We start from the raw sequence: 23,767 nt of genomic DNA on the forward strand, positions 1-23,767 counted from the left end.
ACGTGGTGGAGATCATAACCCCAGAGACGCGGGACGATCACGACAACCGGGACATCGTGGCAGCCTCCCCGGAGATGTTCAAGGCCTTCTGGCCCGAGGTCAGGGGGAGCTACTTCTTCCGCAGCCGCCGCCTCTTCCTCGATTTCATGCGGGCATACGGGGGCAGGATATATTTCCCCCGTGACGTAACCGGCTCCAGGCGCCCCTTCATCCTGGTGGGGAACTGGAGAAGCCGCTCGGACATCACAGCGATGTGGCATATCAAGGGGGAGGGACCGATAAAGAGACGGCTGGTGACCACCGCGGCGGCCCGCAGTTTCGGGTCAGGCAGTGACGCCTTCGTCACCAAACCGCTGGCGGAATACGAGGCGGAGGAGTATGGAAAATGGGGTTTCGAGCCCGCTTACGGGATCGTCCTCTTCGAGATGCAGTTGCGGCGGGACCCCGTGAAGACGGAAGCGCGGGACGGCGTGGAGATAACCCGTTACAAAAAGAAGTATCTGGGTGATGTACTGCGCGTGGACACGACGGCGTTCGATGATTTCTGGCAGCTGGACGCGCGCACCCTGGAAGCTATCGCCACCACCTGTTACCACAATGTCTTCCTGCTGGCGCAGCGCGGCGGAGAGATCCTGGGATATGCGGTGGGAGGAACCAACGGCCGCTTCGGGTACCTGCAGCGTCTCGGGGTTGACTCCTCCCACCATGGAGAAGGCCTCGGGGGGGCACTCGTGAGGCAGATGGTTTCCACCCTGCAGAACATGGGAGCGACATCGGTGATGGTCAATACGCAGGAGGAGAACGTCTCCGCCATCGGGCTCTATCTGAAGATAGGCTTCGAGATCCTGCCCGACCGCCGCCAGATCATGCGCTGCATCCCCCGCGACCTGGAGCCGGCAAGATGATGTGCCGCCGTTTCATGGTGGCCTGTGTCGTCTGCGCCACCCTCCTCTCCCTCGCGGCGGGCGGAGCGCACCGGGCTGTTGCCCAGGAGAACGTGGCCGGGGTATCCGCCCGTATGAACGCCTTCTACTATGGCCCCGGGGACCGCGCTTACCTCGATGTCGACCTCGAGCTCTCCGTCGCCGCCAGGGCGGACGACCTCTACCTGGAACTCCTCGTCTATCCCCCGGCTTCCATGCGCTCGCAGCTCGCCTCTTTCCGGGAAGGAACGCGCCGCTATGCCATGGTCACCCGCGACCTCGAGACCATCACGCCCGAGTCGGAATGGACGAACAAGATGTACGAGGTAGACCTCAACTCGCTGGGGCTGAAGGCGGGCGTATATCCCTTCGAGGTGAGACTGCTGCAGGACGGAGAGACCATATCCGCGGACCAGAACTTCCTGGTGATCATGGACCCCGCCGCGGGCCTTCCCCTCAACCTCTCCACCCTGTGGAGCATGGACTTCCTGCCGTACACCGACGCGCAGGGAAACGAGCTGGACACCGGCCTGGCCTCAGCCTGCTCCTCCTCCCCCGATGAGCCGGGCTTCCTCTACGGCCTGGTGCAGGCCATGAAGAAGACGCCAGAGGTGCGCAGCAACCTGGTCCTGGCCAACGCCACTTACGACGATATCGCGGCACTGGCGGAAGCGTCCGGAAAGGACGGCAGCGGGTATGAGGAAGAAGGCGCGTCAGCGATCATCGCCGACCTCGAGGGGTCCATGACCGGGGGGGCAGTGGAACTCGTGGGCACGACCTATTCTTTCGCCGACCCCGACGCCCTGGCTTCCCAGGCATGGGAGAACCCGGAAACGGGGGGGAGCGAGGGACAGGACGACGCGACCAGGCAGGTGCAGCTGGGGCTCGATTTCCTGGAAGAGATGGCCAGCGGAAGCGCGGGCTTTGTAGCGCCGCTCTTCCGGCTCAGCGACCCCATCCTGCAGCGCCTGGTGTCGGGTGGCGTAGAATTCACCGTGGTCGGCAGGGAGGCCCTGGAGGCCAGCGCCGCCGGAAAAAGACTGCTGGAGGGGGCCACGCTCTCGCAGCCAGTACGCTTCGTCAGCTCCGAGGGCTATACCCTCAAGGCCTTTGTGCGGGACGAGACCCTCTACACCTACCTGGAGAGCGCGCAGGGGATGGACGCCACCCACGTCATCCAGAACATCTTCGCGGAACTCGCCGTGCTGCAGAGAGAGAGGCCTTACGCGGTGCGCTCGTGCGTGCTGGCCTTTCCCTCGACCTTCATGCCCCCACCGGAATTCCTGAACGATCTCTACACCGCCATCAAGGGCTGCCCGTGGCTCCAGACACGTCTCCTCTCGGAGCTCAGCACCGATCAGGCCCCCCTGGAGGGGGTGGCTCTGCAGTCTCCGGTATACACGGGGGCCGCCACCGATTACATGCAGGAGCTGCAGGCGGTGAGGGAAGATATCGCGGATTTCACCGCCAGCATCCCGGCCGATCACCCCATGCAGGAGAGCCTGGGCAGCAACCAGCTCGTCGCCGAGAACTACCGTTTCACGACGGGACGGGACAGCGCGGCGGCACAGGCTTACCTGGGGAGTATCGACGCCCTCATCCGGGGAGAGACGGCCAAAGTCACCATCGAACAGAAGCGCTCGGTGACCCTCTCCGGCACCGAGGGCAAGCTCAGCGTGGATGTCACCAGCTCCCTGGACTACCCCCTTAGGGGAGTAACCCTGCGGCTGGACAACGCCAGCCTCATATTCCCGCAGGGCAGTTCCATGCAGGTGACCGTCGAGCCGCGCGAGAACCGCTATATCTTCGACGTAGACACCCGCCGCAAGGGATCGTTCATAGTGGACATAGTCCTCGAGACGGGGGACCTGGTCATAGCCAACACCTCCACCACGGTGAACACCTCGATCATCAACACCCTGGCCATAGTCCTCCTGGTCTGCCTGGCCGTGATCGTGGCCGTGGCGGTACTGACGCGCCGCCTCGTGCGCAGATACCGCGGGGGCAAGCATTCGAAGGGGAGGGCGAAGGCGTGACCTCGGTGATGGAACCGGCCCCGCGCGAGGAATCTACCGTCTTCGCCGCGGACGCCGCCGTGATGGCCGTCGGCACCACCATCAGCCGCGTGACGGGATTTCTGCGTTACGCCGCCCTAGCCTACGTGCTCGGCCTGACCCTGCGCTTCGGGGAGACCAACCTCCCCAGCACCTACAACCTGGCCAACTCCATGCCCAACATGATCTACGACCTCGTCCTGGGCGGCATCATCGCCTCGCTCTTCATCCCAGTCTTCGTGGAATACCTGACCACGCGCTCGCGGGAGGAGGCATGGTACGTCGCCAGCTCGGTGACCAACATATCCGTCATCCTCCTGGGCGTGGTGACCGTGTTGGGCATCGCGGCCAGCCCTATCATCATCCGGCTCATGACCCTCTTCGGCTCCTACAACGCCGGCGACGTCACCACCCAGGTGGTGAGGGACCAGGCCACTTTCATGTTGCGCTTCTTCGTGCCGCAGATCATTTTCTACGGGCTGAGCGCCATCTTCGGGGGCCTGCTCAACTCCCACCGCCACTTCAAGGCACCGGCCTTCGCGCCCATCGCCAACAACCTGGTGGTCATCGCTACGGTGGTGGTATTCTACTTTCTGCCGGGACCGCGCGATAACTACCTGCACCTGGTATTCCTGGCCGTCGGCACCACCGTGGGCGTGGCGGCCCAGGCCTTCGTGCAGGTCCCCGCGCTCATGCGCATCGGGGTGCGCTACCAGCCGGTGCTCGACTTCAAGCACCCCGCCATACGCAAGATAGGGCGCCTGGCCGTCCCCCTGCTGGGATACGTGCTGTTGTGGCAGGTAGGCACGTGGTTCGTCTTCGCCCTGGCCATACAGGTCGACGGAGGGGTGCCTTCCTACCAGTACGCCCAGATGTTCTTCCAGCTGCCGTACGGCATCTTCGCCGTCTCCATCATCACCGCCATCTTCCCGGCCATGAGCGAGCATTCCGCCCTGCGCAAGATGTCCCGCTTCAAGGAGACCTTTAACCTGGGCGTGCGTTCGACCCTCCTCATCATCGTGCCCTGTGCCGTCATCTACCTGACCCTGAGCCAGCCCATCATCCGCTTCCTCCTGGAGCACGGCTTCTTCAAGGCCGGCGACACCGACCTGCTCGCGGGCGTGCTCTTCTACTTCGCGCTGGGGCTGATCCCATATTCCATAGACATGCTTCTCGTGAAGACCTTCTATTCCATGCAGGACACCCGCACCCCCATGATCATCAACTGTTTCGTGGTGGCCATAAACATCGGCGCCAACCTGCTCTTCTTCCACCTCATGGGCGTGGAGGGACTGGCCCTGGGGTTCGCCACCGCCTATGCCTTCTCCACGGTCATCCATGCCACGGTGCTGCGCCTGCGCCTGGGCCGCCTGGGGGGCAGGCGCGTGTTGGCGACCGTCACCAAGACCCTGGCCGCGGCCTCCGCCATGGCCCTGGTGATCTATGCCTCCCAGCAACTCCTCACCCGGCTCCATCCGGCCGCGGGATTCTGGACCGACCTGCTGGACATGCTGCTGCCCATGGCCGAAGGTCTCGTGGTCTTCTTCTTCGTGGCCCACGCCCTGGGCATGGAGGAGCTGACCATCCTCAAGGACATGCTCGCGCGCCAGCTGGGCCGGCTGGTCCCGCGCCGCCGGCGCGCCTGAGAGCGGCGGCGGCATTCGAGGCTAAAGGAAACCCGTATAAGCCGTCGAAGGAGATAATGATATGAGCTTGAACGCATTCATCTCTAGGCTGCACGATGAGGACGGGCAGGTCTGGAGCTACGTCCTCAAGATGGTCCTGGCCTTCGTGGTCATCGGGATCATCGTCACCCAGTTCGTCCCCATCATCATGAACTACGCGACCATCCACAATACCGCCGATGACGCCATGGACGAGGCGGTCCTCACCTACGAGCAGAAGCGGGGCAACATGCAGGAGGTGAACGCCGCGGTAAAGAAAGTGTTGGACGACCGCGACGTCCGGCTGGTGGGCAGCGTCAAGGTGGTCAAGGGCCAGGCCGGACAGCCGGACATGCTCAGCCTGTCGGTACGGAAGATCCGCAATACCTATCTCTTCGAGAACGTGGGCTACCTCTGCCGTTACACCGAGGCGTCCGCCTACGCCGAGCGCGCCGTCCCTTAGAAGGTGGGCTGCATCCCTTCCCGGGGTTCCTTGGCCTGAGGCTCCAGGGGGCGCAGCATTACGATATGGCTGCGGTTGACGTCTATGAAATCGGTCCGGAACAGTTCCTGATCGCCAGTGAGATCGTATACGACCACGTCGGTGAGGGCGAAGAAAGACGAAGTCTCCCTTGACTGCATGATGTCAGTGAGGCGCGCGCCGGCGAAGATGTGCAGATCGGCCAGGATGCGGTGAGCGGTGGTGTAGATCTCCACCCTTATCTTCTCTTTCTTTGCGTGCATTCAGGACCTCCCAACCTAGATCGCTGGCTTTAGCCACAGCTCTTCCCTCGGACTCAGAATAAATATACCACAACGACCGGCCATTCCCACCTCCCGGCGGGCCGTCCACGGCGTTCCGATTTCAGGGGGGAGCGTACCGCGCGATCATGGCGGCGGCGCGGGGCCGTGCCCCGCGAAGAGGCGGTGCAGCGTATACGAGCCCGCCAGCTCTACGGCAATCAAAGCCACGGCGAGCAGCGCCCTCCCCGGCGTCAACCCCCCTCCTTCGCGGGGGCGGAAGAGGTATACGAGCAGTAGGTTGAGCACCCAGAAGGTCCCCAGCAGGCACACCAGCAGCCACAGCTGTCCCAGCCTGTAGAGGGGACCCGGGCGCCAGAGGTAGAGGACGAGCACAGCGCCCCCCGCCGTTGCCGCCGCCAGCAGGTCGCCGGGGCGGGCTCCCACTTTCTCGGAGCGGTCTCCCCCGAAGACCTCTCCGTTCACCAGCGCCGCCACCGGAAAGGCAAGCCCCGCGCCGGCCGCGAAACCGCTCAGGAACCTCAGGGTATTGGTGCTCTCCCTGAAGCCCAGGTAGCTGGTGAGGCCGTCCCAAATCAGGAAGAGGATACCGGCCGCCCCGGCGGCCAGGACTGGCCAGGGCGGCGTCCCCGCCCTGTCCCTGCCCCGCAGCAGGGAGAGCACGAGCATGAGGGTGAAGAAGGAGACGAGCATGCCGGTATCGCGCGAACATACGAAGAGGGGGCGCCCGGCGAAGAAGAGCATGCGCTCCAGGCGCTGGTGGCAGATGGAGAAACCGAGTTCCCAGAGCAGGCTGTCCCACCACACCGCGATCATCCCGCTTTCAGGCCGGCCCGCTTGTTCACCGCCATCCCGCCCCGTGCTACATCTCATATTCCAGCGCCCGGTAAGGCCGCTCGAAGAAGCGGTGAAAAGGCGCGGGCAAGAGATGGTAGTCGATACCCGAGACCTGCGATGAGAGGTCCGCGGAGTTGTAAGTGTCCACGAAGAGGACGCTCTCGCCACGCCCCAGCGCCTTCCCCAGCTCCAGCGTGGCCGCCAGCGCCTTGCCGGTGTAGGTGCCCTCGATGAGCAGCCCTTCCAGTTCGCGCGCCTCCCTCACCGCCCTCACGTCCGCCGGGGTAAGGTGCGCGTATCCCCTCCCGAGTTCACTGTCTATATAGACAAGGTCGGACCGGCGTGCCCTGGGGACCGCGATCCCCGGGTCCAGCTGCGCAAGCAGATCCGCGGTCCGGTTCACGAGGCGCGCCCACCGGGAAGCGTTGCAGTATGCCGTCTCCACCACCGCCACACCCACGAGGCGCGAACGCAGGCCCGACAGGCGCAGCCCCAGCCAAAGCCCGGCGGCGGTGCCGTGCGTCCCCATGGCGGTCACCACGTAGTCGGGCTCCGGCAACATCCCCTCCTCCACCTGCTCCGCAATCTCCAGGCCGGCGTTGACATAGCCCAGGCAACCCGTGGGAGAGGAACCCCCCGGGCCGAGCCAGTACAGGCGTTCCCCGCGCACGCGAGACGCCGCTCTCTCCTTGACATAGGCCAGCGGGACCATGGGTACGGAGCGTGCCCACACCAGGCGCGCCCCGTTCTTGTAGTCCAGGAGCAGGTTGCGCCGCACGTACTCGGCACATGGCTGGTCAAAGAGGAGGGCGGTGGTGGAGAGGCCCAGCCTTGCGCCGTGGACCGTGGTCGCCAGTACGTGGTTGGAACCCGCCGCGCCCATGGTCATCACGCCGCTGCAGCCCTTGCGCGCCACATCCGCCAGGACGAATTCCAGCTTACGCACCTTGTTGCCGCCGTAATGACATGAGCTTAAATCGTCCCGCTTGACGTAGAGGGCGGGCAGGCCGTGCGCCTCCTCCAGCCGGCGCATGCGTTCCACCCCTGTCGGCCACTCGCCCAGTGACGCCCAGGGCAGGGTATCACGCAGTCGGGGGTAGCGGCGGAACAGGGGTATCTCTCTCTCCACTCTCATCACCTCAGCGGCGCGGCAGCGCGCGCAGGTCCCGCACGTAGGTATAAGCGGCCACCAGGCCCAGGGCGAGGAAGAGCAGGCCGCCGTACGCCGTCATCCTGCCATACTCCCAACCCACTCCCGGAGCCAGTTGCCAGACGAAGGCCCAAAGGCCCAGGGGGAGGTAGAGGGAGGCCATAAGCAGGGAGAGGTTGCGCTTTCTCGAGAGGACGATGACGGGGCAGACAACCACGGCGAGGGCGAGCACCGAGAGGAGGATGAACCACGGCAGGTCGCCGGTGCCGCTGAGATAGAGGACACAGAGAGCCGCGCAGGCAAGCGCGAGGGCAGCCAGGCCGAGTGAGAACACGAGCTTGAGGGCCGTGGAGCTGAGCGAGTGCTCCGGTTGCGGTCCGGTGACCTGCAGGTGATAGCAGTTCTCACACAGGACCTTGATGCCGTAGTCCATCCCCGTGGTCTCGATCTTTCGCCCGCATCCACCACAAGTGATCATATCCAAACGTTAATGGCTGCCGGGGGCCCGGTCAAGGAAGATCACCTGATCGCGGTCCGCACCCGTGCGAGCAGCTCGCGGTAGAGGACGTCCTCCGAGTCGAACTCCACCCGGATGGCACCGTTGGGGCAGGCGGCGGCGCAGCGGCCGCACCCTTTGCACAGATCGGGATCTATATGCGACCGGCCTTCCGCGAGGGATGTCGCCCCCACGAAGCAGGTCTCTACGCAGTTCCCGCACCCCACGCAGCCATCGCTCACGGTTACCCTCACTCCCTCGAGTTTCTTTATGGCATCCTTGAAGCCCGGACCGGCCTCCCTGATGTCCGCGCGCACCAGGCAGCAGCAGTCGCAGCAGAAACAGAGCACCAGGAAATTGCGGAAGTCGTGCAGCACTCCCATGGTAGTGGCGTCGAACCAGATGCGTCCGACCATGCCCGTGAGCCCCGTCTCCGAGGCCCTGTCCAGGTGCTCCAGGCACTCCTCCACGCTGGCGCGGTGCCCCAGCGACGGGTGCAGGCGCGCCGCCGCCTCGCCCAGGAAGATGCAGCCCAGGTCCCGGGGGTAGTTGACACAACCCTCCTGGTTGCGGCAGATGCAGCCGTTGTGGATGAAACGGTGAGAGGAGGCCTTGATGAGCTCGGCGATTACCTGGCGAGGGAGGGCGGTGCTCTCGGAGGAGGGGATATCCTCGAAGACCGGGATGAAGGTGACGTCGAAGATCCCGTCCCTTACCAGGGGGGCGAAGAGCTGCTTGAAGGGAGTGTAGGCGCTGAGCCTCTTCACTGTGTGCGTGAAGGGCCACAGCGAGAGGAAGGCCTTCACCACCTGCTTTGGATAGCCCATCATCGCTCCTTGCGATCCGGCGCCTGACCCAGGCTATCCCCATTATTGCGTCTAGGTGCAACCGAGGCAATGGGGTCGTATCTTCACTCCTCGGTTTTCCGTCAGGCGACCTCCTGATTGAAGAGTGAAGATTCGACCCCATGCTCCGGTTTCCGGCCGTGACCCCCGGGCTGGTAACCATACGCCGTAGCTCAGACCCCCGGCATCGTCCGCCATCCGAATATGGAAGAGCCGCTGGGATCGACGGAAGCCCGGGGTCATGTTTCGCAGCATGCCCGGCTTGGAGGCGAGGCCGGTTTCGGGGTGCGATCCCCGGCGCGATGACCTCCGATCAGGTCAGGGGTATTCCGGGTCGTCGGGGAGGAGCAGCTTCAGCTTCCCGTCCTCGAAGCTCAGCCTGGGGAGGATGGCGGTGACCTCCTTGCCCGTGGAGGAGCTCAAGGCGTCCTCGGCCGAGGCAAACGGCGCCAGCGCCATTAGGTTGATGGCGGTGGGCGGGAGCATGGGGAAAGTGCCGCTCTCGCTGGCGGCCAGGGCTTCCTGGGGGGAGAGCCATACGTGGCCGGTTATCTCGAGGTCATCGTGGAGCGCCTCCTGGCAGGGCGGCGCGGGGGCCAGGAAGAAACGGGTGTCGAAACGGATGGGCGAGACCTCGGGGGTGATCCAGTGGGCGAAGTATCTGAGGCTGCCGGTGGCCAGCTTCAGTTTCTCTCCTGCCACCATCTCCGCGAAGGATATACGGTCTTCCCTTGCCGCCTCGCGCAGATAAGCGAACCTGGCCGCCCTCTCCCCCCGGCAGGAGACGAACTCCCCAGTCCTCTCGCGGGCGAGAAGGATGCCGGTCTCCTCGAAGGTCTCCCGGATGCCCGCGACGAAGAGACCCAAAGCCCGGGCCGGGGAGGGCGCGTCCGCGAGGATGGACAGAGCGAGATCCGGCCCCATGCCCTCGCACAGTCCGGCGACGTTCTCCCCGCAGTCGCTCTCCTCGACCATCCCTCCCGGAAAGACGTACACGTCCGGGGCGAAGTCGCTGCCGGCGTTCCTCCTCACCATGAGCACTTCGAGCCCTCCGGTACCGGGAGCGTCGCGCAACAGCATTATGGAAGCGGCATCTCTGGCAGCTACGGGCATCATGATCCCTCTATCGCAAAGGCCCTCGACGTCCATCCACGGCATTATCTTAGCATCCCCCCGCATCCGCCCCCTGACGGGTCCCGGGCTCGCCCCCCCGCCTGGCCCCGGCCGGCCTCCGGGCTCGACTCCCGCGCCTCGACGTCTTTAGCGCATTCACGGCGCTGTATGTATAATAAAGAACTGTTGGACGGGCGATTATGCCCACTTGAAGACGACTACTCTATTCGGTCGGGGTGTGGCGCAGTTTGGTCAGCGCGCTGCGTTCGGGACGCAGAGGTCGGAGGTTCAAATCCTCTCACCCCGACCATTTCCATTACCCGGGCATACATCTTGACCCGGATCTCCCCTCGTATCGCGGGCGGGTATCTTCCGATCATCTTCCTCTATCACCTGCTGACCTCGGGGCGATATCCGGAAGATACTCCCCTGTCATGGCCTTAACGCAGGTAAGTTGGCATATAATACATTGACGGCACTATCGCTAGAGACGAGGAGGAGGTAATCTTCATGACCACGCCCCTCGAGGGAATCCGCATCCTGGACCTGACCATGCTCTATCCGGGACCCCTCTGTACCATGATCCTGGCCGATCTGGGGGCTGAGGTGATCAAGGTGGAGCCACCGGGCACCGGGGACCACGCCCGCGCTTTCCGTTTCCTCTTCAACCAGATAAACCGCAACAAGAAAAGCCTCGCCCTCAACCTCAAGGACTCGCGGGCCCAGGAGGTCTTCCGCAGGCTGGCGTGCACGGCCGACGTGGTGGTTGAAGGTTTCCGGCCCGGCACCACCGCCCGCCTGGGGGTGGACTACGAGACCCTCAGGGCGGACAACCCGCGCATCATCTACTGCTCCATCAGCGGTTTCGGGCAGGACGGGCCTTACCGCGACCGTCCCGGCCACGACATCAACTACATGGGACTGGGCGGCGTGCTCGGCCTCACCAGGGATTCCGGCGGCAGCCCCGTCGTCCCGGGCTTCGAAGTCGCGGACATAACCTCCGCCCTGAACTCGGTCATCGGCATCCAGGCCGCCCTGCTGGCACGGGAGAGGACCGGGGAGGGCCAGTTCGTTGACATCTCCATGCTGGACTGCGTGGTCGCGCTCCTCCACAACAGCATCGGGCCCTACCTGGAGACCGGTGAGGACCCTCCCGGTAACCTCATCCATATGCTGCCGCATTACGGTATTTTCGAGACCTCGGACGGAAAAGACCTGGCCCTGGGCATCGTCCACGAGGACTGGTTCTGGAAGGGGCTATGTGCCGCCACGGGCATGGAGGATGTAAAGGACATGCTTACGGTGGAGCGACTGATGCAGGCCAGAGAACTCCTTCCCAGGCTGCGGGAGGCCCTCCGCCAGCGTCCCCTCGCGGAATGGCTGCAGGTCCTCACGGAGAACGATGTCCCCTGTGCGCCACTGGCGACGGTCAAGGAAGCCCTCGAAGACCCCCAGGTCCGCCACCGCGACATGGTCGTGGAGATAAGAGACCATGAAAACGTGGTCAAACAGCTGGGCAGCCCGTATAAGCTCTCCGCCACCCCGCCCCGCTTCGAGATGCCGCCGCCGCGCCTCGGGGAACACACCGAAATCCTCCTGGCGGAAGCGGGCTACGATACCGAACAGGTAGCGGATTTAAAAGAAGCGGGCGCCGTGGCCTAGGAATTGCGGATAATCCGTCCATCGGATAAAATACGCCCAAATCGGTCGTTATTTTGCTTGCTTGGGGGAAAGCGCCCATGGTTAAGATCTTGGGGATCGCGGGAAGCCCGCGCCTGAACGGAAATACGTCCTTGCTGCTGGACGAGGCTCTGGCTGGTGCCAGGGAGGCCGGAGCCACCATCAACAAGATCATCCTCTGCAACCGGGACATCTACCCCTGCCAGGGCTGCGGGGACTGTAACAAGACCGGCGAATGCACCATCGACGACACCATGGACAAGATCTACAGCCTCGCCACCCAGGCCCACGGCATCATCATGGCCGCCCCCATCTACTTCAATTCCCTCAACTCCCAGACCAAGGCACTCATCGACCGCTTCCAGTGCCTGTGGATCCGCAAAGAGAAGTTGGGGGAGGGCATCACCGACCCCGAGACCAGGCACGCCAGGCGAGGGCTCTTCCTCTCCACCGCCGGGGCCGACGACCCCCGCGCCTTCGACGGGGCCCTCAAGGTAATGGACATCTTCTATGACCTCCTGGACATCAAGTACTACGAGCGGCTGCTCTTCTTCCGCATCGAGCAGAAGGGTGCCATCAAGAACCATCCTACGGCGCTGCGTAACGCCTATACGGCCGGGGAACACCTGGTGATGGAGATCTCCCGCAGCATGGGCGAACCCGTGGACTAGGGGCCGTATACTGGATCTTCCGTCACCAACTGGACGTTTCTTCCCATATATACGCTTCGCGGGGATTGAAGATCGAAGATGCGGCCCCATAAGCGGCCCATCATGGCATCATGGGCCGCCCCCAATATATAATTAGTTACTATAGTTACTATTAGGAGGATTTATGATGCCGGAGTCGATCAGGCTGACCCTGCTCTCCACAAAATCGGGGTGAGCGGCCAAGGTGGGTCCGGAGGACCTTGAGAAAGTGCTGCGCCTGCTGCCTCCGGGTGATGCGCGCCAGGAGATCCTCGTGGGCCTGGACACCCCCGACGATGCCGCCGTGTTCATGCTGGACGGGGAGAATGCCCTGGTGCACACACTGGACTTCTTCACCCCCGTCGTTGACGACCCCTACCTCTTCGGGCAGATCGCGGCGGCAAACGCCATCAGCGACATCTACGCCATGGGAGGCACACCCCTCTCGGCCATGAACATCGTCTGTTTTCCCTGTTCCTTGGGGATGGAGGTGCTGGCAAGGATACTGGAGGGAGGGCTATCCAAGATCCGGGAAGCGGGCGCCGTCCTGCTGGGAGGCCACACCGTCGACGACGATGAGCCCAAGTACGGCCTGGCGGTAACGGGGAAGGTACACCCGGACCGCATCATGACCAGCCTGGGGGCCGAACCGGGCGACCTGCTCGTCCTCACCAAGCCCCTGGGTACGGGCATACTGTCAACCGCCCTCAAGGGCGGTTTCATCACCGAGGCGGAGATGGCGGAGGCGATAAGCGGCATGGCCACCCTCAACGCGAAGGCCGCCGGTGCCGCCGCGGCGGCGGGGGCCCATGCCTGCACCGACGTGACCGGTTTCGGACTGGCAGGCCACCTGCTCGACATGCTCCCGGAGCACGGTCTGGGATGCTGCATCTTCGTTTCCCGCCTTCCCCTTTACAAGGGCACGCGCGAGATGGCGGGCATGGGCATGGTGCCAGCGGGGGCGCACAGGAACCGCGATTTCCTCTCGGATCGGGTGGAGATATCGCCGCAAGCGGACGAGGTCGACCGCGACCTGATATATGACCCCCAGACCTCGGGCGGGCTGCTGATCGCCATTCCGCCCTCGCGGCTGGAGGCATTCCGGGAGCATATGGACGGCGTTGAGGGCTGGTCCACCATCGGGGAGTTCGTACATTCGGACGGCCCCCCGGTCCGCGTCCTCACCTGATGGAAAAGAACGCGGAGCGGGGTTCCGGACGCCACGGGAGATGAGAGGTCCGGGGAACGGAACGAGGAGGAGCCATGAGCGAGGTCGTGGATGCGCGCGGGCTGGCCTGTCCCGCGCCGGTGGTGAAGACGAGGGCCGCACTGAAGGAAGGGGCTAAAGAGATAGAGGTGCTGGTGGACAACCCCACCGCCAGGGACAACGTATGCCGCTTCGCTTCCTCACAGGGCTGCGATGTAAAGGTAACGGAGGAGGAGGGCGTCTTCCGTATCGCCGTTACCGGCCAGGCCCCGGAAGAAAAGGACGGGACCGCGGCGGCGGGCGCGGACGAGGGGGGGCGCAAGGTGATCGCCCTCACCTCGGATATCATGGGGCGCGGCGACCAGGAACTGGGCAGCATACTCATCAAAGCCTTCCTCAATACCCTGGCGGAGAGCGAGCGACTCCCCTGGAGGATGGTCCTTTTCAACCATGGCGTGAACCTGGCCGTGGAGGGGACCGACACCGCCCAGGCGCTGTGCAATCTCGAAAACCTGGGGGTGGAGGTTCTGGTCTGCGGCACCTGCCTGGACTATTTCTGTCTCAAGGACAGGCTTGCGGCGGGTACGGTAAGCAACATGTACGACATCCTGGACACCATGCTCTCGGCCTCCAACTCCATCACCATCTAACTTGCTCGATCTTTCGTGCAACGCAGGACTGACTGCATCGCGTAGGCGACAGCGCCGTCTTCGGCGCGACGGTGTCCAGTGCCAGTCCTTGGCTAAGCCAGGCCTGGCCTGGCACGGGTACGCATCGACAGATGGTTTATGGCAAGCATCAACGCGAGCGATTACACTATAAGGATGGAAAAGAGAGACTACCTGCGGAGCCTGTCCTCGGTGAACGACCTCATCCAGGCCGTCTACCGCAGCCGCAGGCTGGGCGGGGGCGTGCCGCGAGAACTGGTGACCGAGGCCTCGCGGGTGGTGCTGGAAGGCGTGCGCGAGGCCATCCTCGCCGCCCGGGACGAGATGTCCCTGGAGAAGATAAAGACCGGCACCGAGGAGTTGGTGACGCTGGTGGAAAAGGAGGTCGAGGAGCGCATGCAGCAGAGCCTGCGCAGGGTGGTCAACGCCACCGGCGTGGTGGTCCATACCAACCTGGGGCGTTCCCTGCTCAGCGAGGGCGCCCTCGAGGCCATAGCCGAGGTGGGGGCGCACTACAGCAACCTGGAGTTCGACCTCGAGGACGGCAGGAGAGGTTCACGGCAGGTCCACTTGAGGAAGCTGCTGTGCGAACTCACCGGCGCGGAGTCGGCCCTGGTGGTGAACAACAACGCCGCCGCGGTGCTGCTGGCCCTCACCGCCTGCGCCGCCGGCAGGGAAGTAATAGTCAGCCGGGGGCAGCTCATCGAGATCGGCGGGTCCTTCAGGCTGCCCGACGTCATGTCCCAGAGCGGCGCCCGCCTGGTTGAGGTGGGCACTACCAACAAGACCTACCTCGAGGACTACCGCCGGGCCATAACTAGCGAGACGGCCATGATCATGCGCGCCCATCCCAGCAACTACCGCATCATGGGCTTCACCTCCGAGGCGGACATCGCGGAACTGGCCAGCCTGGCACGCGAATACGAGCTGGTGCTCCTGGACGACCTGGGCAGCGGGGTCTATATCGACCTCTCGCCCTACGGACTCGCCCGCGAGCCCACCATCATGCGCTCCCTCGAGGAGGGCGCGGACCTCGTCTGTTTCAGCGGGGACAAGCTCCTGGGCGGTCCCCAGGGCGGCGTCATCCTGGGCCGGGGCGACCTGGTGGAGTCCCTGGCCAGACACCCCCTGGCCCGGGCGTTGCGGCTGGACAAGCTGAGCATCGCGGCACTGGAGGCGACCCTGCGCCTCTACCTCGACCCGGAGCGTGCCCTCAGCGAGATCCCCACCCTGGCCATGCTCACCGCCGATCCGGAGGGCATGCGTAAACGGGCGCGGTCGCTGGCCAGGAGGATAGCGGCGGAGGGCGATTTCGAGACGGACGTGGTCGAGGACGTATCGCGCGCCGGGGGTGGTGCCCTGCCCATGGAAGACCTGCCCACCTGGACCGTGGCGGTCACCTCCGACACCTACAGCGCCAACCAGATCGAGGCGGGGCTGCGGGAGGCGAAGACCCCGGTCATCTGCCGCATCCGCGAGGACCGCGTCATCCTTGACGTGCGCACCATCGCCGACGACGAGACCTCCCTGGTGGCGGAGGCGTTCAAGTACGTTTCCGGCATGGACGCCGGCGTGAAAGAGGAATAGGGTCCCCGTCCACCAGCTGGACCGGCTGCGGAGAGATACCATGAAAAACTTCATCATCGGCACCGCCGGACACATTGACCACGGAAAGACCGAGCTGGTCAAGGCACTCACCGGCACCGACACCGACCGCCTCAAGGAGGAGAAGGAGCGCGGCATATCCATCGAACTGGGCTTCGCCGATATCGAGCTGCCGGGCGGGGTCACGGCTGGCGTGGTGGACGTTCCCGGCCACGAGCATTTCGTGAAGAACATGCTCGCGGGAGCCACCGGGTTCGACCTGGTGCTGCTGGTGGTGGCCGCGGATGACGGGGTGATGCCCCAGACCACCGAGCACCTGGCCATCGTCGACCTGCTGGGCGTCGAGGAAGGGGTCGTGGTCATCACCAAGGCCGACCTCGCCGACGAGGACATGCTGGAGCTGGTGAAGGAGGACATCGCCGGGGCGGTCGCGGGCACGGTGCTGGAGGGGGCCGAGGTGGTGGTGACCTCCAGCCGCACCGGCCAGGGCATGGACGGACTGCGGGAGGCCATCCTCCGGGCCGCGGACAAGGTGAGGCGGCGCGAGTCCGGAGGGCCCTTCAGGCTTCCCGTGGACCGCGTCTTCACCCTCAAGGGCATCGGGACGGTGATCACCGGCACCATGTGGGAGGGCAGCGTGGCTGACGGCGACGAGGCGGTCATCCAGCCCTCCGGCAGGAAAGTCAGGGTGCGCAACATCCAGGTCCACGGCGAGGACGTCGAGCGCGCCTACGCCGGCCAGAGGGTGGCCCTCAACCTTCCAGGCATCTCCATCGAGGAGATCGAGCGCGGCGATGTCATCGGCACCACCGGATACCTCCGCTCCACCTACATGGCCGACGGCCTGCTGCACCACATCGAGGGCGCGCCACGCCCCCTGAGGAACCGCACGCGGGTGCGTTTCCACCACGGCACCAGGGAGGTGATGGCGCGGGTGGTCCTCCTGGGCGGCCGCGAGGAACTGTCCCCAGGCGAGAGCGCCTATGTGCAGTTCCGCCTGGAGAGACCGGTGATCGCCCTCTACGGCGACCGTTATATCCTGCGCTCCTACTCCCCCATCACCACCATCGGCGGCGGGCGCATCCTCGATTCCCATCCCAGGAAGCACCGCCACCACCAGTCGGCGGTCCTGGCCACCCTGGCCAGGCGCGAGGCGGGCGAGCCCAGGGACCTGCTGCTACTGGTGGTCGAGGAGAAGGGGCTGCCCCTCTCCCGGCGCGAGCTGCTCTCGGGGACGGAGATCAGGGAGGGGGAGTTCTCCTCCGCCCTGTCCGCGCTGCTCTCGGCCGGAGAGCTGGTCGAGGTGGCCAGAGAAGGCGATACCCTGTACGCGACCCCCGCCCTGCTGGCCTCCCTGCGCGAGCGCATGGCTTCCCTCACCCGGGAGATGCACGAGGCCAACCCGCTCAAGGCGGGCATAGAGAAGGAAGCCCTGCGCCAGCGCATGGATGTGGGGCTGGCGCCGGATGTCTTCGAGGCGTTGCTGCGCAGCGCGGTCTCCGCCGGCGAGCTGGAGGTGGAGGCGGGACGGGTGCGGGTCGCGGGCGAGGGGAGGTCCCTTTCCGAACAGGACAGCCGGACAAGGGACGAGCTGCTGCGGGCCATCCGGGAGGGCGGCTTTGCCCCTCCCCTGTTCAAGGAGATGGCCGATACCTCCGGCCTGGAAAAAAGCAGGCTCCGCGACCTGCTGGGTATCCTCCTGGAAGAGGGTGAGATCGAACAGGTCAACCCGGACTATTTCCTAGCCGCGGGCAGGCTGGCGGAGGCGGAGGAACGCATACGCGCACACATTGAGACCCACGGCAGGCTGGGGGTGGCGGAGGTGAGGGAGATGCTGGGGGCCAGCCGCAAATACGCCATCCCGCTGCTGGAGCACCTGGACCGCAAGCGGGTCACGCGGCGCGACGGCGACTATCGCGTCCCGTATTGAGGATGGGTTATAACCAGGCATCCCTTTCTGCTTACACGAACGTACACGTGCCAGGCCTTGACCCTCGGAAGCGTCATGGCGGAGGGCACCGTCGCGCCGCCCTCCGGGCGTCACCATCGCATTCGCGATGCAACCATAGAACCGGGTTGATATTTCGTTACCTGTAAGCTGTGCCTCGGTTATAATATCCAATGGAGGTGCATTCGTCCTGGTGGGCGGCCCGGTCTTCAAAACCGGTGCGGTGTCGTAACGGGCGCCGGGTAAGTTCGATTCTTACGCATCTCCGCCATTTTTTACCCCATAAGAATATCTTATATAATGGTTGGAAGATGAATACCAAGAGCCTTCTCATCTTCGTGGAGGTGGCGAGCACAGGCAGCTTCTCCACCGCCGCCCGCAACCTGGGGCTGACCCAACCTGCCGTGAGTTCCCAGATACGCACCCTGGAGAAGGAGTTCGGCAACACCCTCATCGACCGCTCCACCGGCCGCAGCCGCCTCACCGAGGCGGGAAGGGCCTTCCTCGGGTATGCCCGGGACATACTTGAGACTGAGGAGAAGCTGAGACGGGAGATGGAGGGACGGCGCGCAGAGGTCGGCGGGCCCATCGCCATCTCCGCCAGCACCATCCCCGGCGAATATATCATGCCTCTCATCCTCGCCCGCTTCCGCGAGCGCCACCCCCTGGTCGACCCCCGCCTGGACATCTCGGACTCGTCCCGGGTCCTGGATAAGGTGCGGGCCGGCGAGGTGGACCTGGGATGTGTCGGCCTGTACGAGGAGGACGAGAGGCTGCGCTACGGGCAGCTGTGCCATGACCGCCTTGTCTTCATCGCCCCCCCCGGTCACCCACTGGCGCGCCGCCGCGACCTCGGACCGGCTGACCTGGAGGGAGAGCCCCTGCTCTACCGCGAGGAGGGTTCCGGGACCCGCTCCCACATGCTGAAGATCCTCACGGACCTCGGGCTGGATAAGTGCCCCGGGAGCGCCATGGTCCTGGGCAGCACCATGGCCGTGATCCAGGCCGTAGCAGCCGGGGAGGGCATCTCGGTGGTCTCACTGTGGGCGGCTAGCGCCTATATCGGGCAGGGGATTGTTTCCGCCCTCAGGTTCAAGGCGCCGGAGCCCCGGCGCGAGTTCTACTACGTGCTGCTGCGGCGGCGGCCCCTTTCCACCGCCACCGCCGCTCTCCTGGAGGAACTGGAGATGGAGCGGCCTGAAATGGAACGCAGGCTGGAGTCCCTCTCCCCCTGACCCCGCGGCAAACGCTCAGGGAGCCACCCTCTCCTCGCTGCTCGTGACCATGCCGCTGAGGCCTGGGGTCATATGAACGGTGCCGGATCTGTCGACGGCCAAGGCTCCCGTTGCCCCCGCTTCCCGCAGCCACTCCAACCCGTCCGGGTAACCCAGGATAAAAGTGGCCGTGGACATGGCGTCGGACCAGGCGCCGCTCCTGCCGCCGACCGTGGTGACCGCGATCATGCCCGATGCCGGATAACCCGTGCGGGGGTCGAGGATATGGTGGTAGCGGACGCCCTCGTACTCGAAATAGCGCTGGTTATCGCCGGAGGTGCTGATATAGGTCTGGCCCGGGATGGAGAAGGTCGCCAGGAAGCCCTCCGCGCGCGGGTTTGAGACCGCGATGGTCCAGTCAGGCCCGTCCGCCGCCTCCGGCTTCTCCCCCACGGTCATACTGGTGCTGATCATGTCGATGATCCCGGAGGCGACGCCGCGTGCCGTCAGGGCCGCTTCCGCCCTGTCCAGGGCGTATCCCTTGGCGATACCCCCCAGGTCGATGCCCATGCCAGGGCGGGAGAAGAAGACGCTCTGCGACGCCTCGTCCAGGACCAGCATGTCCGCGCCCACCAGCTCCATGGCTTTGTCTATCTCCGCCTGCGCCGGCGGCGCCCCGCCCCGCTCTCCGCGCCCGACGACGTCCCACACGTCCACCAGCGGAGCCACGGTGATATCGAATACGCCCCCGCTGTCCCGGTAGATCTCCATGGCCGTGGTTATCATCTCCCAGAGGTCGTCGGATACGGCCACTGGCCCCGCCGCCGCCGCCGCGTTGACCCTCGCGATCTCGCTCTCCGGGTCATAGCGGTCGGCGATGTCCTGCACGTGGTAGATCTCCTGGAAGGCGGCGTCCACCGCGCCCTCGACCTGCGACTGGTTCTTGCCGTAGGCGGAAATGGTCACCACGTCGTCAAGCACGTATTCCTGGCGCCGGAAGGGCTCCTTGGAATATCCCGGGTTCAGCCAGATCATCAGGAGCACGGCCAGCCCCGCCAGGGCCAGGGCCGCGAGGATGACCAGCAGGGTGTCGCGCCGGTTCTTCCTCCCGATACTCACTTCGCAGTTTGCGTTAGGTTTACTCACGCAAGGTAGTATAGCACCTGCGCCCGGGCGCAGGGTAAAGGGTTTCCGGTCTCGAAGCAGTCTGCCGCGCAACCGCGGGTGTGCTCAATCCTCGTCGCCGCTGGGGACCCCGGCTGGCAGCTCCACGTCACCCAGTTCCTCCACCGCCGGGGGGGCTTCCTCGCCCTGGTGGATGTAGCGTTCCATGTAGCGCATGGACAGCTCCAGGAGCAGCGTGAACAGGGCCGCGATGGCCAGCGACTGCAGCATGATGATCAAGCTGGGCAGGTCCAGCATGAAGAAGTCGCGGAACCACGGTATGAGCAGGACGCCCACGAAAGATCCCGCCATCACCGCGACCAGGGCGCCGCGCCAGGACATGAGGGGTCGTGAGAGGTAGGCGAGCACCGCCAGCCCCACGATGGTCAGCACGATCACCGCAACCGTGCGCGATTCCTCCAGGCTGGCCCCGTGAGCCCTGGCCATGGCGTTGGCGGTGAAAGTGCCCGCGGCCGCGATAAAGCCGGCCGGTACGGCGAAGTACAGTACCCGCCGCAACAGACCGGGACGGTACCTCTTCTTGCTCGGAGCGAAGGAGAGCACGAAGGCGGGGATGCCTATGGTGAGCGAGCCCACCAGGGATATGTGACGGGGCAGGAACGGGTAGGGCCAGGCGGCGATGGCGATGCCCACCGCCAGGAGGGCGGCATATACGGTCTTGGTCAGGAAGAGGTTGGCCACCCTCTCCATGTTGGCCATCACCCGCCGCCCCTCCGCCACCACCCGCGGCAGGGTGGAGAACCTGCCGTCCAGGAGCACCAGCTGGGCTACGGACTTGGTCGAGGGGGCGCCGGAGCCCATGGCGATGCCCATGTCCGCATCCTTGAGGGCCAGGGTGTCGTTGACGCCGTCCCCGGTCATGGCCACCACGTGGCCGTCCGACTGCAGGGCGTGCACCATCATCCGCTTCTGTTCCGGCACCACGCGGCCGAAGACCGTGCTCTCGTGCATCACCTCGGAGAGGTCTTCGGGGTCGGTGGGGAGCTTGCGCGCGTCCACCGGCTCATCCGCCCCCGGCACGCCCACACGCTCCGCCACCGAGCCCACCGTGCTCGGGTTGTCTCCCGAGATGATCCTCACCCCGACCCCCTGGTCCATGAAATACTCCAGGGTCTTGGCCGCGTCGGGGCGTATCTTCTCCTCGATGATCAGGAGGGCGGCCGGTTCCAGGCGCGGCGGCAGTTCTTCCTCCGCCACCGGCTTTTCCGCGCGCGTCAAGAGCAGCACCCTGAGACCGGAGCGCGCCAGTGAACCGGCTTTCTCGCGCAGCCCGCCATCCGCACCCCCCCGCAGCAGCACCTCCGGCGCGCCCAGCACCCATGAACCGTGACCTTCGAATGAGGCCGCGCTCCACTTACGGGCGGAGGAAAAAGGCACGGTGGCCTCTACCCTCCAGTCCGGCGAGGAGGGATAGGCGGTGGAGATAGCCAGCATGGTCGAGTTCTCGGATGGCGAGGCGGCGGCGAAAGCCCCAAGCACCTCGTCAAGGTCAGTTCCTTTCTCCAGCGGTTCGATGCGCCCGAACTGGGGCGTCCCTTCCGTGAGCGTGCCCGTTTTGTCCAGGCAGATGACGTCGACGCGGGCCAGCCCCTCCACCGCCGGGAGCTCCTGCACCAGCACGTTGCGGCGCGCCAGGGCTACGGCGCTCACCGCGAACACCAGGCTGGTGAGGAGGACCAGCCCTTCCGGCACCATGCCGACCAGGCCCGCCACCGAAGCCAGGATGGCATCGTCAAAGGTGTTGTCCGCCATGAGCTGGCTGATCACGAGCAGTACGGCCACCGGTACCATCACGTAGGTTATATAGCGCAGGATGGTGTTGATGGCATCGCGCAGGTCGGATCTGACCAGCGCATAACGCCTGGCCTCCGAGGCGAGCTTCTGTGCGTAGGCGTCCTCGCCTACCGCCGTCGCCCTGGCCCGGCCGGACCCCGCTGAGACGAAGCTCCCCGAGAGTATCCCGTCACCGGGCTGTTTATGGATGGGGACCGACTCCCCGGTGAGCAGGGACTCGTCCACCTCCATCCCCTCGGACTCGAGCACCTCGCCGTCCACCAGGACCTGGTCGCCGGCCGTCAGCACCAGCAGGTCGTCCAGCACCACCTCGTCGCGGGTGATCCCGACCTGGATCCCATCCCGGACGACCGTAGCCCTGGGAGCGCTCAAGAGCGAGAGCCGGTCCAGGGTGCGCTTGGCGCGCAGTTCCTGGAACACGCCGATAAGGGTGTTGAAGATGAGCACCCCCGCGAAGAGGGCGTCCCTGATGGGGCCGATGATGACAACCAGTATCGCCAGGGTGCCCAGGATGGCGTTGAAGCGGTTGAAGACGTTGGCCCTGATGATGGAGGACAGGGAGCGGCTGGACTTGTCCGCCACCTTATTGGTCTTTCCCTGGGCGACCCTTTCCATGACCTCGGCTTCGCTGAGGCCCCGCTCGCCATAGCCGCTATCGTTCGGCCGCGAAACGGGCTGCTGCGGCACACCCTCGGCTTCCCTGGAGCTATCCCGCCCGTTATCAATCATGCGCTCGCACCCTAAACCGGATCCTGCCCGCCTTGCTACGGTCTATTCTTACATCAAGTCCTGATACTTACCACCTGCGACCCGATCCATAACCCGCAGGTCTGCGTACCCCGCCCCGATCTATCACTCACCTGGCGGATCAGCGTTGCGTTCAGAGCCGCAGGCGAGAAAAGCCACGGCTGCCCTGAAAATAGCGACTAGCATTTTCGTCCTCGGTGGTGTCGCGGCCGCGCGACATGGGTGACTGACCCCTGTCCAGCAAAGGCGGCCGGCGACGCGTAGCGCTGTGGGCCAGCATTTTTACTGGCGCCAGCTGCCTTCAACTCGGACCTGCGTCGCGATGCTCGTCCATACCTGCAGCCTTAGACCTGTGCTTATTCCAAGGCTGATGTTTATTAGAGAGCACGGTGCCAGGTCTTATCTCGCGCTGTAACACCGCTGGTGCGAACAAGCAACATAACGCGGTATCTAAAACCCAAGACCTGCCCTGAAAATAGCGACCAGCATTTTCGTCCTCGGTGGTGTCGCGGCCGCGCGACATGGGTGACTTACCCCAAGAAAAAGGGCCGGGAAGCCCGGCCCTTTTTGCTTCTCTTGCCGTCAGGCTGCGGCCACCTCGCCGAACCGCTTCGGCTTGAACACCTTGTCCCATACGGGCACGAAGCAGTTGGCGATGATGATGGAGTAGGCCACGGCGCCGGTGGGCGCGCCGTAGACCCGGATGAGCACGATTAGCACCCCGATCATCAATCCGAAGACCACCTGCCCCCAGGTGTACATGGGGCTGGTCACCCAGTCCGTGGCCATGAAGAAGGCGCCGAGCATGACGCCGCCGGCCAGGATCTGGTAGAGCCCGTCCGAGCCCACGATGTAGGCGAGGATGAGCACGGTGGCCAGGATGGTCACCGGGATCACCCAGCTGATGACCTTGCGGTAGATGAGGTAGGCGCCGCCCAGCAGGATCCAGAACGCGCCGACCTCGCACAGGGCACCGCCGTAGTTGGCGAAGAGCAGGGCGCCATAACTGGGACCGAGGCTCTCCAGGCCCGGCTTGATGTAGGCCAGGGGGGTGGCGGCCATGACGCCGTCGAACCCTCCCGCGAGCATGCCCAGGTTGCCGGTCCAGCTGGCCAGCAGGCCCGAGACGGTGATGATGAACACGTAGCCGAAGAGCGCCGGGTTGAAGATATTGCGCCCCAGGCCG

General features: G+C 64.9%; 20 protein-coding genes and 2 tRNA genes. 13 read left to right on the forward strand and 9 right to left on the reverse strand.

The genetic code is table 11. The features are described from left to right. Positions 1 to 5: 5 nt before the first annotated feature. The 4 genes from AB1384_07050 to AB1384_07065 all read left to right on the forward strand — a co-directional run bounded on the left by AB1384_07050 (position 6) and on the right by AB1384_07065 (position 5,104). Complete coding sequence (locus tag AB1384_07050) at positions 6 to 905, forward strand: GNAT family N-acetyltransferase (protein MEW6554027.1); 900 nt, start codon at positions 6 to 8, stop codon at positions 903 to 905. Further along, on the forward strand, positions 902 to 2,959 hold the full coding sequence (locus tag AB1384_07055) for a DUF6049 family protein (GenBank protein MEW6554028.1): 2,058 nt from the start codon (positions 902 to 904) through the stop codon (positions 2,957 to 2,959). Before AB1384_07050 ends, AB1384_07055 begins: the two co-directional genes overlap by 4 nt. Then, positions 2,956 to 4,623, forward strand: coding sequence for a murein biosynthesis integral membrane protein MurJ (gene murJ / locus AB1384_07060; GenBank protein MEW6554029.1), 1,668 nt, complete (start codon positions 2,956 to 2,958; stop codon positions 4,621 to 4,623). The genes AB1384_07055 and murJ overlap by 4 nt, the downstream gene beginning before the upstream one ends. Positions 4,624 to 4,684: 61 nt before the next feature. Beyond that, positions 4,685 to 5,104, forward strand: coding sequence for a hypothetical protein (locus AB1384_07065; protein MEW6554030.1), 420 nt, complete (start codon positions 4,685 to 4,687; stop codon positions 5,102 to 5,104). Here the strand turns inward: AB1384_07065 and AB1384_07070 are convergent. From AB1384_07070 to AB1384_07095, 6 genes are all read right to left on the reverse strand, one after another. Further along, a complete protein-coding gene (locus tag AB1384_07070; GenBank protein MEW6554031.1) occupies positions 5,101 to 5,385 on the reverse strand; it encodes a hypothetical protein in 285 nt (94 codons plus the stop codon). The genes AB1384_07065 and AB1384_07070 overlap by 4 nt on opposite strands. Positions 5,386 to 5,529: 144 nt before the next feature. Next, complete coding sequence (locus AB1384_07075) at positions 5,530 to 6,219, reverse strand: DUF2085 domain-containing protein (protein ID MEW6554032.1); 690 nt, start codon at positions 6,217 to 6,219, stop codon at positions 5,530 to 5,532. A 46-nt stretch (positions 6,220 to 6,265) separates the two neighbouring features. After that, the gene (locus tag AB1384_07080) at positions 6,266 to 7,369 is read right to left on the reverse strand and encodes a pyridoxal-phosphate dependent enzyme (GenBank protein MEW6554033.1); all 1,104 of its coding nucleotides are present in this window, start codon (positions 7,367 to 7,369) and stop codon (positions 6,266 to 6,268) included. A 10-nt stretch (positions 7,370 to 7,379) separates the two neighbouring features. Next, positions 7,380 to 7,874 carry a hypothetical protein gene (locus AB1384_07085; protein ID MEW6554034.1) on the reverse strand — a complete coding sequence of 165 codons (495 nt, stop codon included), beginning with the start codon at positions 7,872 to 7,874 and terminating at the stop codon, positions 7,380 to 7,382. A gap of 35 nt (positions 7,875 to 7,909) precedes the next feature. Continuing rightward, complete coding sequence (locus AB1384_07090; GenBank protein ID MEW6554035.1) at positions 7,910 to 8,713, reverse strand: 4Fe-4S binding protein; 804 nt, start codon at positions 8,711 to 8,713, stop codon at positions 7,910 to 7,912. A gap of 336 nt (positions 8,714 to 9,049) precedes the next feature. Beyond that, a complete protein-coding gene (locus AB1384_07095) occupies positions 9,050 to 9,847 on the reverse strand; it encodes an NUDIX hydrolase (GenBank protein MEW6554036.1) in 798 nt (265 codons plus the stop codon). Positions 9,848 to 10,076: 229 nt separating this feature from the next. On the opposite strand from AB1384_07095, the gene AB1384_07100 reads away from it, so the two are divergent. From AB1384_07100 to AB1384_07140, 9 genes are all read left to right on the forward strand, one after another. After that, positions 10,077 to 10,154, forward strand: a tRNA-Pro gene (locus tag AB1384_07100). A 200-nt stretch (positions 10,155 to 10,354) separates the two neighbouring features. Beyond that, positions 10,355 to 11,506: a CaiB/BaiF CoA-transferase family protein gene (locus AB1384_07105; GenBank protein MEW6554037.1), complete on the forward strand. Its 1,152-nt coding sequence runs from the start codon at positions 10,355 to 10,357 to the stop codon at positions 11,504 to 11,506. A 77-nt stretch (positions 11,507 to 11,583) separates the two neighbouring features. Then, positions 11,584 to 12,195: a flavodoxin family protein gene (locus tag AB1384_07110; GenBank protein ID MEW6554038.1), complete on the forward strand. Its 612-nt coding sequence runs from the start codon at positions 11,584 to 11,586 to the stop codon at positions 12,193 to 12,195. 163 nt (positions 12,196 to 12,358) lie between these two features. Continuing rightward, positions 12,359 to 13,402, forward strand: coding sequence for a selenide, water dikinase SelD (gene selD, locus AB1384_07115; protein MEW6554039.1), 1,044 nt, complete (start codon positions 12,359 to 12,361; stop codon positions 13,400 to 13,402). 74 nt (positions 13,403 to 13,476) lie between these two features. Further along, positions 13,477 to 14,070, forward strand: a complete 594-nt coding sequence (gene yedF / locus AB1384_07120) for a sulfurtransferase-like selenium metabolism protein YedF (protein ID MEW6554040.1) — start codon at positions 13,477 to 13,479, stop codon at positions 14,068 to 14,070. A 138-nt stretch (positions 14,071 to 14,208) separates the two neighbouring features. Then, positions 14,209 to 15,675 (forward strand): L-seryl-tRNA(Sec) selenium transferase, encoded by a 1,467-nt coding sequence (selA, locus tag AB1384_07125; protein ID MEW6554041.1) that lies wholly within the window; start codon positions 14,209 to 14,211, stop codon positions 15,673 to 15,675. Between the two features lie 40 nt (positions 15,676 to 15,715). Continuing rightward, entirely contained in the window at positions 15,716 to 17,623 is a 1,908-nt protein-coding gene (gene selB / locus AB1384_07130) for a selenocysteine-specific translation elongation factor (GenBank protein MEW6554042.1), read from the forward strand. Between the two features lie 193 nt (positions 17,624 to 17,816). Continuing rightward, a tRNA-Sec gene (locus AB1384_07135) sits at positions 17,817 to 17,912 on the forward strand. A gap of 40 nt (positions 17,913 to 17,952) precedes the next feature. After that, a complete protein-coding gene (locus tag AB1384_07140; GenBank protein MEW6554043.1) occupies positions 17,953 to 18,876 on the forward strand; it encodes a selenium metabolism-associated LysR family transcriptional regulator in 924 nt (307 codons plus the stop codon). A 15-nt stretch (positions 18,877 to 18,891) separates the two neighbouring features. Here the strand turns inward: AB1384_07140 and AB1384_07145 are convergent, their stop codons facing one another. From AB1384_07145 to AB1384_07155, 3 genes are all read right to left on the reverse strand, one after another. Then, positions 18,892 to 20,001 (reverse strand): FAD:protein FMN transferase, encoded by a 1,110-nt coding sequence (locus AB1384_07145; GenBank protein MEW6554044.1) that lies wholly within the window; start codon positions 19,999 to 20,001, stop codon positions 18,892 to 18,894. 84 nt (positions 20,002 to 20,085) lie between these two features. Continuing rightward, positions 20,086 to 22,563, reverse strand: coding sequence for an HAD-IC family P-type ATPase (locus AB1384_07150; protein ID MEW6554045.1), 2,478 nt, complete (start codon positions 22,561 to 22,563; stop codon positions 20,086 to 20,088). Between the two features lie 600 nt (positions 22,564 to 23,163). Then, positions 23,164 to 23,767 (reverse strand): RnfABCDGE type electron transport complex subunit D (locus AB1384_07155; protein ID MEW6554046.1); only part of this gene is annotated, 604 nt, incomplete at its 5' end.

Source organism: Actinomycetota bacterium, from assembly GCA_040757835.1.
Taxonomy (GTDB): Bacteria; Actinomycetota; Geothermincolia; order Geothermincolales; family RBG-13-55-18; genus SURF-21.